This is a genomic window from Streptomyces sp. NL15-2K (assembly GCF_030551255.1).
Taxonomy (GTDB): Bacteria; Actinomycetota; Actinomycetes; order Streptomycetales; family Streptomycetaceae; genus Streptomyces.
In genome coordinates this window covers 9332223-9345621 of record NZ_CP130630.1, presented here as the reverse complement: position 1 = coordinate 9345621, position 13399 = coordinate 9332223, and the positions used below count along the sequence as shown (strand labels likewise).

The following is a 13399-nucleotide window of genomic DNA, read 5'->3' as shown; positions in this document are numbered from 1 at the left end:
GATCACCGCACGGACCGGTCAATGCGTTCAAGTGGCAAGTTCTTGCCAGCATTTTCTGGATTTCACCCGGGAACAATCGGCGGTATGGAAAAGCTCAATGCAACAACCGCCCGGCTCACTGCGGAAAGTCAAATTCAGATCGGCAGATGGACCCAGTACGCCATCAACGAGCAGTTGCCTTTCAACGCCATGTGGTGCGTCATCCCGCCCGGCGGCAGCAGCCTGCGCGACTGCCATGACGAAGTGGAGCTGGCCGTGGTCGTGGACGGCGCCGCCGACTTCGAGACTCCGGACGACGCACCGGCGACGGGCCGGACCGAGGCCGCGCAGGGGACGGCGATGCTGCTGAGCAGCAACGAGGCGCACGTCGTGCACAACCGGTCGGCCACCGAGCCGCTGGTGCTGCTGAGCGTGTACTGGCTCCCGCGGACCGCAGGGACGGAGCCGCGGCCATGAAGAGCGCAGACACAGGCACGCTCACCGTGCTCACCACCCCGCCGCCGACACCCAACGGCCCCCTGCACATCGGCCACCTGAGCGGCCCCTACCTCGCCGCGGACGTCGCGGCCCGGGCCGCCCGCCACCGCGGCGAGCGGGTGCTCACCATGACCGGGCTGGACAGCCACCAGAACTACGTGGTGGCGAAGGCGGACGCCGAGGAGCGTCCGGTACCGGCGGTGGTGCGCGACTACGGCTCCGACATCAGGACGGCGTTCCGGCAGGCCCGCATCGACTACGACCTGCTGGTGGACCCCACCGAGGACGCCGACTACCGCAAGGCGGTGGACCGGCTCATGGCCGAGCTGATGGCCGCCGGAGCGTTCGTCCTGGAGGAGACCGCCTACCAGGTCTGCGCCGACTGCGGGCGCACACTCCACCACGCGTACGTGACCGGCGCCTGCCCCGGGTGCGGCGCGGGGATGGGCGGCGGAACCTGCGAGGGGTGCGCGTGCTTCGCCACCGCGGACACCATGGTCGACGCGCGCTCGGCCTGCCATGGCGCCCCGCCCGCCGAGCGGCGGGCGGAACTGCCCGTGCTGCGGCTGGAGTCGTACCGCGCACCGCTGCTGGAGGCATGGGCGCGCGCCCACGTGCCGGACCCCGCCATGGCGCTCATCCGCCACTACCTCGACGCCGGGCTCCCCGACGTCCAGGCCGCCTACCCCACTGACTGGGGCATCGAACTCGGCGTCCTGCCCGGGCCGCGCGCCGACGTGTGGATCGAAATGGGGCTGGGCTATCTCTACGCCGTCGCCCGCGCCGTCGACCCGACCGTCCACTCCCTGGCGGACTGCGTCGGCGCATGGCGGCAGGTGGGCGAGCTGTGGCACTTCCTGGGCGTTGACAACACCTTCTACTACGCGGTCGTGTTCCCGGCCCTGTTCGCCGCCGCCGGAGTGCCGGCCGGGACGCTCGGCGGGCTGGTGGTCAACCAGTTCTACCGGCTGGACGGGCAGAAGTTCTCCACCAGCCGCAACCACGCCATCTGGGCCAACGACCTGCTCGCGACGGAGGATCCCGGCCTGGTGCGGCTGTTCCTGTGCCGCGACCGGCCCGACCGCTACGGGAGCGACTTCACGCTCGACGCTTTCCGGGCCTTCCATGACGATCCGCCGCGGGGCGACCACGACCTCGTACGGGCGCAGGCCGCGCTGCGGCTGCCCGACTTCGATCCGGCCCTGGCCGTGCGGTGCCTCGGGGATGCGCCGAACGCGCTGCTTCCACTCATCACCGGCGAGTCATGAGCGGGCCACGCGTGGGAGTGGCCGGGGCGGGCATCGCCGGCACGCTGCTCGCCTGGCGGCTCAAGCTCGCCGACCGGAGGCTGCGGGTGGAACTCGTGGACACCGCCTCGCCCGAGCACGGCGCGACCGGTGTGTCCGGAGGACTGGTCCGAGGATACGAACCGGACCCGCGCCAACTCGACCTGGCGGCCTCCAGCCTGGCCGAGCTGCGCGCCAGCCGCCTGTTGCGGGCCTGGAGCGGCTACCAGGAGACGGGGTCGGTCTATCTGCGGGCCGATCCGGCCGATCCCGCGGCTGTCGAACGCCTTCAGCGCCTGTTGCCCGGGTCCGCGCGGGCCTGTGCGCCCGGGGAAGCCCCGTACCTGGCCGCCCGGCACGGCGTCGTGGAACGGCACGCGGGCTTCATCTCGCCGCGGCGGCTGCGTGACGAGGTACTGGCCGACTTCGTCCGGATCGGAGGTGATCTCGTCCACGGCACGGTCGGCGCCGTCCGCGCCGAGCCCGGCGCGACGGTGAGCTGGCTGGTGGGCGGCGAAAGGCGCCGTTACGACAGCGGCGTCCTGGCCACCGGTCCGTGGACCCCGGCACTGCTGCCGGGCGACGGGTACCGGACGAAGCTCATCCAGTACGGCGTGTACGACGCGACCGGCACGCTCCCCGCCCCGTTCGTGGACGAGGTCACCGGCCTGTACGGGCGCCCCGGGCCCGGCAACGGGGTCCTCCTCGGCGTCCCCAGCGACGCCTACGACGTCGATCCCACGCGCCTCAGGCCGGTCCCGGCACTCCTGCGGCGCACCTCGGACCTGGCCGCCCGTGTCCTGCCCGAACTGGGCATCGCAGGGCTGCGCCACATCGTGGTCGCGGCCGACTGCTACACGGCCTCGCCGGGCCTGCGGCTTCGCCCCGCGGTTCCGGCCGGCACCAGCCTGTTCACCTTCACCGGCGGAAGCGGCGGCGCCGCCAAGACCGCGCTCGCGGCCGCCAGGCAGGCCGCCGACCGCCTGCTGCACCGGTCCGCGGTCCCCGTATGACGCCTCGTCCGGACATCCCGCCCGAACACGAGCCCCCCGCACATGACCCAGCCGGACATGAGCCCACCGAACGCGAACCCACCGGACAACAACCGTTGGAGGACCCTGCCATGCGCCACTACCACACCGTGGGTGTCGGAGCGGGCCCGGCCAATCTGAGCCTGGCCGCGCTCTTCGAATCCGTCGCACCGCACCGGATAGCCCTCCTGGAGCGACGACCCGGCTTCGCCTGGCATCCGGACCTGCTGCTCAGCGGCGTTCGCATGCAGACCTCGTGGCTGAAGGACCTGGTCTCGTTCGCCGATCCGTGCCACCGACTGTCGTTCCTCAACTACATGGTCTCCACCGGGCGGGCCTGGGCCCTGCTCAACGCCCAGTTCGACACCATCCCGCGCCAGGAGTACGCGCGGTACCTGCGCTGGGCGTCCGAGCGGCTCGACTGCGTCCGCTACGACACCGACATCGACCGGATCACCTTCGACCACGGCTTCGCCTACCACGCCGACGGGAAGCTGGTGGCCACCAGTGACCACCTGGTGCTGGGACTCGGCAGCAAACCGTCCGCGCCCCCCGGCCTGGCCGGCGTGCTGGGCGAGCGGGCCTTCTTCCCCGAGGAGCTGACCGCCCGCGTGTCCCTGCTGGACCCGGCGGACCCGATCGCGGTGGTGGGGGGCGGGCAGACCGGCGCGGAGAGTGTGCTGGAACTGCTGGGCCGCGGTTTCACCCGTATCTCCTGGTTCGGCCGCCGGCCCTGGTTCCAGCCGATGGACGACTCGCCGCCGGCCAACGACTTCTACCGCCCGGCGTACGTCCAGTTCCTGCAGGACGTGCCCAGCGAGACGCGCCGTCAGTTGGTGGACGGCCACGTCCTCACCGGGGACGCCATCACCCCGGGCACGCTCCGCGCGATCTCCCAGGCCAACTACGACGGGATGTTGCGGCACGGCGACTACCCGGTGACGCTCTACCCGGATCGCGACGCGGTCTCGGCCGAGTCCGACGGCGACCTGCTCACCCTGCACACCGTCTCGCCCGTGGGGCGTGAGGAGCACCGCGTCGCGCACGCCGTGCTGGCCACCGGCCGTCGCGCGGTCGAGCCGCCGCTGGACCCCGAGTTGCGCGAGCGGATCGAGCTGGACGACGCCGGGGAGATGATGGTGGACAGCGACTACTCGGTGCGCTGGAAGGGCCCGGACGGCCACCGGATCTTCGCGCTCAACCGGTCCCGTTACACGCACGGCATCCCGGACGCCAACCTGACCCTGCTGTCGGTGCGCAGTGCCACCATCATCAACTCGCTGTTCGAGAGCGAGATCTTCACCATCCGCGACACCCTCGTCAGCACCCGCTGGCAGATGGCCACATGACGGCGGAGGTCACCGGGACGATCGACTACGACGGCAGGTCGTTCCGGTCCGCCGCGGCCGAAACGGCCACCGCCACCGGCGCCCCGGTGGGTCGCTACCACCAGGAGCGCGACACCGTCTGGGCGGAGTTCTCCGGCGGCGCCGTGGTACGGGGCTACCTGGTCGGCCGGCAGGTCGGCGACGGCTGCCTGGACCTGGTCTACTGCCAGGTCCTGGCAGACGACACGGTCGTGTCCGGCCGCTGCGTCAGCACCCCGGAGATCCTCCCCGACGGGCGCATCCGGCTCCGTGAGGACTGGGAGCGCTTCGGTACCGGCGCGTCCCGCGGGGTGTCGTACATAGAGGAGATCCCGGAGCACGGGCCGTCGGCCTGACCCCACGCAAGGACGTTCAGTGAATTCAGTGCGGTGCCACACCGTCGTCGACAGCCCGTACGGTCCTCTCACCCTCGTCGCCGCCGAAGGCGTCCTGTGCGGCCTCCACCTGAGCGTGCGGCGCCACAGTCCGCCGGAGGAGAGCTTCGGCGCCCGCGACGACGCACCCTTCGGCGAGGCCCTGGAACAGCTGGCGGCCTATTTCGCGGGCGAGTTGAAGGAGTTCACCCTCGCGCTGCGGCTCGACGGCACGCCCTTCCAGCGCGGCGTCTGGGAACAACTGCGGAGGATCCCCTACGGCGAGACCCGCTCATACGGCCAAGTGGCCGACGCCCTGGGCAATCCCAAGGCGTCCCGTGCGGTCGGCCTCGCAGGCGGCCGGAACCCCATCAGCATCATCGTGCCCTGCCACCGCGTCATCGGCGCGAACGGCAGCCTCACCGGATACGGCGGCGGCCTGGAAAACAAACGGCGGCTGCTGGATTTCGAACAGGGAACGGCACTTTTCTGATGAAGGAGCGGTTGAACACAACTGGCAATTTGTTGCCAGCATGATCCGGCCGCCACCCTGCAAGAATCAATAACAACGGTCAATGGCAAGGAAAAGCTCGCTGAAGGAGTGGAAGGAATGGCCTTCGAAATCGCGCACGTGAATGTCGGCAGGATGGCGGCACCGGCAGACGATCCGCAGATGAAGGAGTTCATCGACAACTTGGAGCCCCTGTTCGCCCTGTCAGAGGCGGCACCGGGTTTCGTCTGGCGGCAGACCGACGACGATCCTGGATTCGAGTGGGACGCGGGCGACAGCGCGGGCACTACCGTGAACATATCGGTATGGGCGTCGATGGAAGAACTGGAGAACTTCACCTATTCCGGCCGGCACCGTGAATTCGTGCGCAGGCGACGGGAATGGTTCCAGCACATGACCGAGGCCGCGTACGCGCTGTGGTGGGTCCCGGCCGGCCACCGCCCGACCACGGCCGAGGCCGAGGAACGGGTCAGGCATCTGCGGGCGCATGGCCCGGCGCCGTACGCGTTCACCTTCAAGCAGAGTTTCCCGCCCGGCACGCACCGGCCGGAGCCGAGCCCTGCCGAGCACTCCGCAGCCCCGACAGCGCGTCCTGGCCGGCTCCACGCCGGTCCAGGGTGAAGGCGCCGGATCACGGCCGCGGGCAGGTGTTCTTCCCCGGTTCCTCATAGGTCCGGTAGAGCGGCGACCTGTCCCGCCGCTCCTTCGGGAAGGTCACCACGGGTACCGGTTTGCACACCGGCCACAGGCCGGTCGCCGCCTCGTGCCGGGCGCCCTCGTCCGTCCCGATGCTCTCGTCCGCGAAGGTGAAGACGCCGCTCGCGCCCGGTACGCAGCCGGCGGCGCAGTGTTCGAGGGGGCTGCCCCGGCGCAGTTCGTCGTAGACGTCGTTGTGGCTCACGGCGTCGATGCCGCTGTCCCGGGCGGCGGACACGGCGGTGCCCACGGCGGTGAGGGCGTCGTGGTACATCACGGCATAGCCGTCGTTCAGGGCGTCGGCCTCCTCCTCGCCGAAGTACCGGTCGTAGGAGGCGGCGAAGAGCCCGAAGGCCTTGGGGACCTGGTCGTCACCGCTCCTGGCGGCACGCCAGCGGGGTGCGTCCACAGCCGCGGCGGTCACGATCTCCAGGTTGTTCCGCTCGGCGATCGCGCGCATCGCGGCGGTCTCGGTGACCGGGTCGCGGCCCGTGCTGACGCGCAGGATGCGCATCGGCTCCTCGTCCGGGTCCCGGTCGCAGGAACGCGTCCGGTCGATGGTCTCCAGGAAGGGCGGCAGGTCCGCGTCCCGGCCGGCCAGGAACACCGTCCTCGCGCCGACCGCGCACATCGCGGACACGGCCCGCCGGAATATCTGCGGCTCGCCCTCCTCGGGCCCCTTGATCCCCTGGTACGTCTCGGTCCGCCGCTGCACCTCGTCGTCGGTGATGCCGTACCGCGCGCCGAACTCGCGGCGGAAGACGCGGCGGAGGTTGGCGACGTAGTTGTCGTCCCGCTCGTCGGCGATCATGAACGTGTCCTCGCGGTTCACCCGGTTCGCGCTCACGTAGCGCTTGAGGGCGTCGACGAGCTGGTCGGTGGAGGGCGAGACCTTGAGCAGGTAGGGGTGCTCCATCTCGCGGGAGCTGAGCACCGCGCTGACGGACGGGATCTTCGCGGGCCCGAGTCCCCGCCGCACGGTGTCGAGCGTGGCGTCGTCGCTGTTGGGCAGGCCGATGGCGGCGACGAGGGGGCTCTTGTCGTCCGTGCGGGAGGCCAGTTCGTCGGTCACGGTCCGCCAGTGGCTCAGGTCCTCGCCGACGTTGGCGAAGAGGAGCTGGATGGCCGTGTCGCGGGTGGCGGGACTGTGGTTGTGGCCGCGCTGGGCGAGGTAGGCGCCCTGGAGGGAGTGCCGGATCAGCTCCTTCGACATGGCCGCGCCGGGGGTCCGGGAGGTGTACGGCATGACGACGGCGACGCTCACCACCGGCTTGCCCGACTCCCGTGCCGCCTCGTTCTCTTCCTCGATCCGGCCCAGGACGTCGGCGAGGTCCGGGGCGAAGGGGTACGCGGCGGCCGTGACGCCGATGCACTCGTCCCCGGCGCCCGTGCGCCGCAGCGCCTGGTCCTCGGTGCAGTAGTCGCGGTGCTCCCGGTAGGTGTCCAGGCCCCACCAGGCGCCGGCTCCCAGGAGGGCGGCGACCAGGGCCCACAAGGCCACCACATCGATCAGGCCGAGCACCCGGAAGCGGAGCCGGCCCGGCAGCCAGGCCCAGTTCCTGCGGTCCGTCCTGCTCATCGCGCCCCTCCCGTTCGCGGCTGGTCGCCCTGCCAGCGGCGGTCGAGGGGCCAGTCCTCGCCGTCCCGCACCGCGCGGGGCCAGCGGATGGCGGCCTGGGCGAGGACCGCGCGGCCGGTCAGGTGCTGGGCGGAGAGGAAGGACAGGTCCTGGCCGATCCGGTCGGCCAGGGTCCGGTCCGCCTCGGCCAGTTCGTCCGCCGCGTACCACAGGGCGTGCAGCAGCCGGTTGACGGCCTGCTTCTCCAGGCCCCCGTCCGGATCCGCCTGGAGCTGCAGCCGGTCCCGGCGGCCCTTGGCGACCTCTTGGCACTGCTCGAACCAGATGTCCCCCGGCGGGCGTGGCGCATGGGCCACGGTGCGCAGGATGTGCAGCCAGTCGACCGCGTCACCGTCGTCCCTGAGGAACTCCGCGTGCAGCCAGTCGACGACCTCCCACGCCTCTCCCCCGGCGAGGCGGTGCCACAGGAAGCGGGACCGCTCGTCCCGCTCCGCCTGCCCCGAGCGGCTTTCGGCCCGCTGCCGGTGGTGTTCGGCGAGCAGTGTGTGCGCGCTGAACCAGTCGACCCCGCTGCCGCCGCGCCCGCTGCGCATCTGGTGTACGAGGAGGGCACGCAGGAAACGGTCGGTGATGAACGGCCGGCTGCCCGTTCCCCGCGACCAGCGCTCCCGCTCCAGCTGGGCGGCGGCGCCGTCGGCCGCGGGCAGGCCGTCGATCCGGCGCGGCACCCACCGCTCGGCCAGCTGCTCGGCCGCCTCCCGGTCCCAGGCCAGGGAGAACAGGCACAGCTCGTCGTGGTTCTCGCTGCCGACCAGGGTGTTCAGCAGCCGCCAGATGACGGATTCCCCGGCGCCGCCGGGATGGGTCAGGTCGAGCAGTTCCTCGGCCGCCACCCACTGACCGGTGCGCGCCTTGTGCACCACGGCGTCGCACAGCCGCCGGGCTCCCATGGGGTGGCCTCGGGTCAGATCGTGTACGGCGGTGGCGATGTACGGGTCGAAGGAGGCCCGGTCGTCGCGCTTGAGCATCCTCTCCAGGTGCTCGGTGTCGAGCGGCGGCAGCGGCAGGACCAGCACGCCCGCGGAGGGAGCGGTGCCGTCGCGGGTCCATCGGGAGTTCCTGCCGACCTCGTGCAGCGACCGGTGGGCGGCGGCGGGGTAGGGGTCGTTCTCCTCGTCGGGGTTGTCGTCCCGGGTGGCCGGGCTGTCGTCGCCGCGCAGTTCGGTGGCGATCACGACCAGCTGGTCGCGGGCGCCGCGGCCGAGACGTGCCCGTTCTTCCAGGAGCAGTTCGAGGAAGTCACGGCCGGCGTCGGTGTGCGCGTTGTCGAGGAGGACCAGGGGACGCGGGGCCCGGTTCCCGCGCCGGAAGGGCCCGTAGCGCACGTCCGCGAGGAACGCGGCCATCAGCATGCGCTCGACGCCGCGCCGGAATCCGCGGCCCTGGTGGAACTCCTGGCAGAGCCGGGCCACTGCCTGCGCGCGCTCCGCGGCCGGCACCGGACCCGGCTGGGTGGCCGCGCCCGGCGGCAGGCCGCGCAGCCGGTTGTCGGCCTCAGTGCGGTAGCTCTCGTACCAGCCGACCAGGTGGCGGGAGGCGAGTCTGCGCGAGCGCCATCGGTACTGCCTGCCCAGGTAGGTGCGCACGGCCGCCTCGGGAAACTCCTCGGGATCGGGGGAGGCGGGCAGCGCCGCGCGGAAGAGGGTGTCCCAGGTGGGGGGTGGTCCCTCGCCCGTCGGGGGTCCCATCAGGGCGGCGGTGTGCCGGTCGGCCACCCGCAGCTCGTCGTCGTTGCCGGGGCGCCGGGCGGAGACCACGGCGAGCAGACCGGCGGTGGTCCGGGGAAAGCAGAGCCGCCCGAACCCCGCGACGGGACGGGAGAGCTGGGTGACCAGTGCGGACAGCACCTCCACCGTGTAGGAGTTGTTGGAGATCTCCGGGCCGACCCTGGCCCGTTCCTGAAGCGTCGCGCAGTTGATCCGCGCGAACGGCACGCGCGGCCCCGGCCAAGGCCCGGCGTCAGGCGCGTAGGCCTCCTTGAGGTCGTCCAGCAGGGCGCTCTTGCCGGTGCCGTGCCGCCCGCTGAGCAGCACCACCGGCACGTCCTCGGCGAACTCGTGGTGCCGCCGTCTGCGGTGCCGGTCGCGGTCGAGGCCGACCAGGCGCGGTACCAGTTGCCGCAACAGGGGCTGGCGCGCGTACGCCTCCGGAATCTGCTCCTGCGCCCCCGGTGCGGGGCCCACGGGATGATCGCTCATCCCAGCCTCAGCATCGAGTTGATGACCTCCGACACGATGCCGGACGCCATGTCCCTGCTCATCGAGCCCACCGATCTGGAACCGGCCTGCACCAGGTCGCCGCTGTGCTTCAGGAAGCGCTGCAGCGTGCCCTCGTCGGGTTCGGCACCGCGCTGGGCGGCCTCGGTCAGGGCGCCGGCGAGCTCGCGCACCTGCCGTACCTCGCTGTCGGCCTCTGACAGGTCGGGGCGGGACGCCTGCACAAGCAGGGCCAGCTGCTCGAAGGACAGGAACACTCCGGCGCCCTGTTCGGTGACGCCGACGTGGACCGGGGTGGGCAGCTCCAGATGGTCCTTGGCGTACTCCAGGTCCTCGAGGGCGAGTCGGCGGCCGCAGTAGAAGGCCTCCCGGGCCCAGAGGAAGTCCTCGGGGTTCGGTTCGCCGCTGTGGTGCCGCCCGGCCCGGTCCCACCAGGCGAACAGGGCCGCCTTGGCGTACCGGCGCCGGGTGTCCCGGTCGTCGTACGCCTCGTCCCAGGCGCGCACCTCCGCGAGGCCGGTGCCGGTGGGGCTGACCAGGGGTGGCACGGCGCCGGAGTCGTTGTGCACGGCTATCCAGCCGAGGGCGGCCAGGCGTGCCACGACGTCCTCGACCAGTTCCAGGCTGCACCGCTCGTGGGGTGCGTAGGCGGCGCTGGGCACCCGGTTCCCGGCGGCGCCGTCGGTCTCCTCGGTCAGCCACCTGAGGAAACGCGCGGACGCGGCACCGGTCTCGTCGTACACGGGAGAGAGTCCGTTCGTGGGCACTGCCCGGGATCCCATCATCGTCCGCCCCCAACTCCCGCGACCACCATGCGCGTTCGCCTTCCCCGAACAGCGATGTCAAACACGTGGCACAGGACGTTCTTGTCACCCCCTCCACAACCGCGGCTACCGGACGGTAATGTCGCCACCCGCCGGACGGCCGAGACCGGCGGTGAGCACGAAGGGGCCCTCATGGCGACGAACATGCCGGCGGAGACGCAGGCGGCCGACGAACGTTGGCAGCGCATGTGGAGCCACCGCGAGCAGTTGCTCAAGGTGGCCCGGCGCAGGTCGATGAGCCTGGAGGACGCCGAGGACGCGGTGCACGAGGCGATGCTGCGCGCCGCCGAGCGCCCCGACCTGGACGACGAGCGCCTCGCGGCCTGGCTGACGACGGTGACGATGCGGCTGTGCGTGGACCGCTACCGGCAGGTCAACCGCGAGGTCGAGGTCCGCACCAGCCCGACGCTGATCGCCCCCGGACCGGTGCCCGTCGAGGAGGCGGTGTGCGACCGGGCCGAGGCCAGGTGGCTCGCCGTACGCAGCGGAGAGCTGCCCGCCCGCCAGGCGGAGGCGCTGCGGCTGAAGTCGCAGGACCTGGACGTCGGCCAGGTCGCCGTCCGGATGGGGCTGAGCTACCGGACCGTCGAGTCGCTGCTGGCCCGGGCCCGGCGGACGCTGCGGCAGTCGCTGGCGGCCACGTTCGGGGTCGCGCTGTTCCTGATCGGGTGGGGACGGCCGCGGGGCGTCGGCAGGGCGCAGGCGGTGGCGGCCACGTCGACGGCGGCGACCCTGGCGATGGCGGGGTTCGTCCTGCCGTACGCGCTCGACGGGGGCGGGAGCGCCCCGGCACCGCGGCCGTCCGCCTCCCACGGCGCGGAGGCCCTCCGGCCCGACGGCGAGACCGGCGGGGGCCGGCCCCCGGAATCGGACGCCGTGTCGCCGACGGTGACCGCCTCGCGGCCGGCCGAGTCGCCCGGCAACGCATCGCTGCTGCCCCTGTCCCTTCCGTCACTGCCGGCGGTGCCCACCGTGCCGGCGCCCGAGGTCCCGCAGGTGCCCGGGGTGCCCGACGTCCCCGCGCTGCCGGAGGTGACGGACCTGCCCGAGGTCACCGGCCCGCCCGGCCTGCGCGACATGCCGGACGTCCCCGTCGAGCCGACCGCCCCTGCCGTACCGTCCGCCGCGCTCCCCACCCCCACGGTGCCCGCACTGCCGTAGCCGGGAGCCATCCGGAAACACCCTCGGAAAAAATTCCGCATCCCCAGCGACGGACACCCCGCCCGTCCCCGTAGAGCAGATGTCAAGAGCTGCTCCGTGGACTGAAGGGTGGACCGGATGGGGGTCGAGATCTGTGTGGAAGGGCTGACCAAGTCCTTCGGTCACCAGGTCATCTGGCAGGACGTGTCGCTGACGCTGCCCGCCGGGGAGGTTTCGGTCATGCTCGGCCCCTCGGGGACGGGCAAGTCGGTGTTCCTCAAAACGCTCGTCGGACTGCTGAAGCCGGAGCGCGGCTCGATCACGATCCAGGGCCGCGACATCACCAAGCTCCGCGAGCACGACCTGTACGAGGTGCGGAAGCTGTTCGGTGTGCTGTTCCAGGACGGCGCGCTGTTCGGCTCGATGAACCTGTACGACAACATCGCCTTCCCGCTGCGCGAGCACACCCGCAAGTCCGAGAGCGAGATCCGGCGCATCGTGCTGGAGAAGATGGACATGGTCGGGCTGATCGGCGCGGAGGAGAAGCTGCCCGGCGAGATCTCGGGCGGGATGCGCAAACGGGCGGGGCTGGCCCGGGCCCTGGTGCTCGACCCGGAGATCATCCTGTTCGACGAGCCGGACTCGGGCCTCGACCCGGTCCGTGTCGCCTATCTCAACCAGCTCATCGTCGATCTCAACGCGCAGATCGACGCGACCTTCCTGATCGTCACGCACGACATCGCCTCGGCCCGCCAGGTCCCGGACAACATCGGGCTGCTGTTCCGGCGCGAGCTGGTGATGTTCGGGCCGCGTGAGGAGCTGCTGACCAGTGACGAGCCCGTCGTGCGGCAGTTCCTGAACGGCCGGATGCAGGGCCCGATCGGCATGGCGGAGGAGAAGGACGCGGCGCAGGTCGAGCAGGAGCTCGCGCAGATCGACGACAGCGCGCGCGTATCGGAACTGCCTCCCCGCCTGCTGCCGGGGCCGGGCATCCCCCGGCCGCCCCGCTGGGAGGCGATCGCCCGGCGCGAGGCCGCGCTGCGTCAGAAGGCGGTGGCCGGCACATGAGTCTGTCACCGACCGGAGCGCTGCGGCACTCGGGCAGTCTCTTCGCGATGGCGCTGGACGTCGTCCGGACGATCCCCCGACGGCCGTTCCAGGCGCGGGAGTTCATCCAGCAGGCGTGGTTCGTGGCGAGCGTGACGATCCTGCCGACGGCCCTCGTCTCCATCCCCTTCGGAGCTGTCATCGCGCTCCAGATCGGCAGCCTGACCCGGCAGCTCGGCGCCCAGTCCTTCTCCGGTGCCGCCTCCGTGCTGGCGGTACTGCGCGAGGCCTCGCCGATCGTCACCGCGCTGCTGATCGCGGGCGCCGGCGGCACGGCCATCTGCGCGGACCTCGGGGCGCGGAAGATCCGCGAGGAGATCGACGCCATGCAGGTGCTGGGCATCGACCCCATCCACCGGCTGGTCGTGCCGCGCGTGCTCGCCTCGATGGTGGTGGCGGTACTGCTCAACGGCCTGGTGTCGGTGGTCGGCGTCGCGGGCGGCTACTTCTTCAACGTCGTGCTGCAGAACGGCACCCCGGGCGCCTATCTCGCCTCCTTCACCACGCTCGCCCAGCTGTCCGACCTGTGGGCGGCCGAGGTCAAGGCGCTGGTGTTCGGCGCGATCGCCGGAATCGTCGCCTCGTACAAGGGACTGACCGCGAAGGGCGGCCCGAAGGGTGTGGGCGACGCCGTGAACCAGTCGGTGGTGATCACCTTCATGTTGCTGTTCGTGACGAACTTCGTGATGACCGCCGTGTACTTCCAAGTCGTTCCGCAGAGGGGCTGAGGC

General features: G+C 71.6%; 13 protein-coding genes. 10 read left to right on the top strand and 3 right to left on the bottom strand.

The genetic code is table 11. The features are described 5' to 3' along the window. Positions 1–84 precede the first annotated feature (84 nt). The 7 genes from Q4V64_RS41750 (at position 85) to Q4V64_RS41720 (ending at position 5667) form a co-directional block, all read left to right on the top strand. Positions 85–456: a cupin domain-containing protein gene (locus tag Q4V64_RS41750; RefSeq protein WP_124438201.1), complete on the top strand. Its 372-nt coding sequence runs from the start codon at positions 85–87 to the stop codon at positions 454–456. Further along, on the top strand, positions 453–1745 hold the full coding sequence (locus tag Q4V64_RS41745) for a class I tRNA ligase family protein (RefSeq protein ID WP_124438202.1): 1293 nt from the start codon (positions 453–455) through the stop codon (positions 1743–1745). Before Q4V64_RS41750 ends, Q4V64_RS41745 begins: the two co-directional genes overlap by 4 nt. Then, entirely contained in the window at positions 1742–2776 is a 1035-nt protein-coding gene (locus tag Q4V64_RS41740; RefSeq protein ID WP_124438203.1) for an FAD-dependent oxidoreductase, read from the top strand. Before Q4V64_RS41745 ends, Q4V64_RS41740 begins: the two co-directional genes overlap by 4 nt. 110 nt (positions 2777–2886) lie before the next feature. Beyond that, positions 2887–4143 (top strand): SidA/IucD/PvdA family monooxygenase, encoded by a 1257-nt coding sequence (locus Q4V64_RS41735; protein WP_124438204.1) that lies wholly within the window; start codon positions 2887–2889, stop codon positions 4141–4143. Next, on the top strand, positions 4140–4517 hold the full coding sequence (locus tag Q4V64_RS41730; protein WP_124438205.1) for a hypothetical protein: 378 nt from the start codon (positions 4140–4142) through the stop codon (positions 4515–4517). Before Q4V64_RS41735 ends, Q4V64_RS41730 begins: the two co-directional genes overlap by 4 nt. A gap of 28 nt (positions 4518–4545) precedes the next feature. Continuing rightward, positions 4546–5028 (top strand): methylated-DNA--[protein]-cysteine S-methyltransferase, encoded by a 483-nt coding sequence (locus Q4V64_RS41725; protein WP_124438297.1) that lies wholly within the window; start codon positions 4546–4548, stop codon positions 5026–5028. A gap of 117 nt (positions 5029–5145) precedes the next feature. Continuing rightward, the gene (locus tag Q4V64_RS41720) at positions 5146–5667 is read left to right on the top strand and encodes a DUF3291 domain-containing protein (RefSeq protein ID WP_124438206.1); all 522 of its coding nucleotides are present in this window, start codon (positions 5146–5148) and stop codon (positions 5665–5667) included. A gap of 10 nt (positions 5668–5677) precedes the next feature. Here Q4V64_RS41720 and Q4V64_RS41715 read toward each other — a convergent pair whose 3' ends face one another. The 3 genes from Q4V64_RS41715 to Q4V64_RS41705 are packed head-to-tail and all read right to left on the bottom strand — an operon-like array spanning position 5678 to position 10340. Next, positions 5678–7321 carry a hypothetical protein gene (locus Q4V64_RS41715; RefSeq protein WP_124438207.1) on the bottom strand — a complete coding sequence of 548 codons (1644 nt, stop codon included), beginning with the start codon at positions 7319–7321 and terminating at the stop codon, positions 5678–5680. Continuing rightward, positions 7318–9579 carry a hypothetical protein gene (locus tag Q4V64_RS41710; RefSeq protein ID WP_124438208.1) on the bottom strand — a complete coding sequence of 754 codons (2262 nt, stop codon included), beginning with the start codon at positions 9577–9579 and terminating at the stop codon, positions 7318–7320. Before Q4V64_RS41710 ends, Q4V64_RS41715 begins: the two co-directional genes overlap by 4 nt. Beyond that, complete coding sequence (locus Q4V64_RS41705) at positions 9576–10340, bottom strand: hypothetical protein (protein ID WP_124438209.1); 765 nt, start codon at positions 10338–10340, stop codon at positions 9576–9578. Before Q4V64_RS41705 ends, Q4V64_RS41710 begins: the two co-directional genes overlap by 4 nt. 213 nt (positions 10341–10553) lie before the next feature. On the opposite strand from Q4V64_RS41705, the gene Q4V64_RS41700 reads away from it, so the two are divergent. The 3 genes from Q4V64_RS41700 (at position 10554) to Q4V64_RS41690 (ending at position 13396) form a co-directional block, all read left to right on the top strand. Continuing rightward, the gene (locus tag Q4V64_RS41700; RefSeq protein ID WP_124438210.1) at positions 10554–11582 is read left to right on the top strand and encodes a sigma-70 family RNA polymerase sigma factor; all 1029 of its coding nucleotides are present in this window, start codon (positions 10554–10556) and stop codon (positions 11580–11582) included. A 117-nt stretch (positions 11583–11699) separates the two neighbouring features. After that, the gene (locus tag Q4V64_RS41695) at positions 11700–12629 is read left to right on the top strand and encodes an ABC transporter ATP-binding protein (protein ID WP_124438211.1); all 930 of its coding nucleotides are present in this window, start codon (positions 11700–11702) and stop codon (positions 12627–12629) included. Further along, positions 12626–13396 (top strand): ABC transporter permease, encoded by a 771-nt coding sequence (locus Q4V64_RS41690; RefSeq protein ID WP_124438212.1) that lies wholly within the window; start codon positions 12626–12628, stop codon positions 13394–13396. The genes Q4V64_RS41695 and Q4V64_RS41690 overlap by 4 nt, the downstream gene beginning before the upstream one ends. The last annotated feature ends 3 nt before the right edge of the window (positions 13397–13399 follow it).

What these genes read in the sequence shown, in the direction of transcription:
- Q4V64_RS41750 (WP_124438201.1), top strand. Translation starts at nt 85, where the DNA reads ATGGAAAAGCTCAATGCAACAACCGCCCGGCTCACTGCGGAAAGTCAA.
- Q4V64_RS41745 (WP_124438202.1), top strand. Translation starts at nt 453, where the DNA reads ATGAAGAGCGCAGACACAGGCACGCTCACCGTGCTCACCACCCCGCCG.
- Q4V64_RS41740 (WP_124438203.1), top strand. Translation starts at nt 1,742, where the DNA reads ATGAGCGGGCCACGCGTGGGAGTGGCCGGGGCGGGCATCGCCGGCACG.
- Q4V64_RS41735 (WP_124438204.1), top strand. Translation starts at nt 2,887, where the DNA reads ATGCGCCACTACCACACCGTGGGTGTCGGAGCGGGCCCGGCCAATCTG.
- Q4V64_RS41730 (WP_124438205.1), top strand. Translation starts at nt 4,140, where the DNA reads ATGACGGCGGAGGTCACCGGGACGATCGACTACGACGGCAGGTCGTTC.
- Q4V64_RS41720 (WP_124438206.1), top strand. Translation starts at nt 5,146, where the DNA reads ATGGCCTTCGAAATCGCGCACGTGAATGTCGGCAGGATGGCGGCACCG.
- Q4V64_RS41715 (WP_124438207.1), bottom strand. Translation starts at nt 7,321, where the DNA reads ATGAGCAGGACGGACCGCAGGAACTGGGCCTGGCTGCCGGGCCGGCTC.
- Q4V64_RS41710 (WP_124438208.1), bottom strand. Translation starts at nt 9,579, where the DNA reads ATGAGCGATCATCCCGTGGGCCCCGCACCGGGGGCGCAGGAGCAGATT.
- Q4V64_RS41700 (WP_124438210.1), top strand. Translation starts at nt 10,554, where the DNA reads ATGGCGACGAACATGCCGGCGGAGACGCAGGCGGCCGACGAACGTTGG.
- Q4V64_RS41695 (WP_124438211.1), top strand. Translation starts at nt 11,700, where the DNA reads ATGGGGGTCGAGATCTGTGTGGAAGGGCTGACCAAGTCCTTCGGTCAC.
- Q4V64_RS41690 (WP_124438212.1), top strand. Translation starts at nt 12,626, where the DNA reads ATGAGTCTGTCACCGACCGGAGCGCTGCGGCACTCGGGCAGTCTCTTC.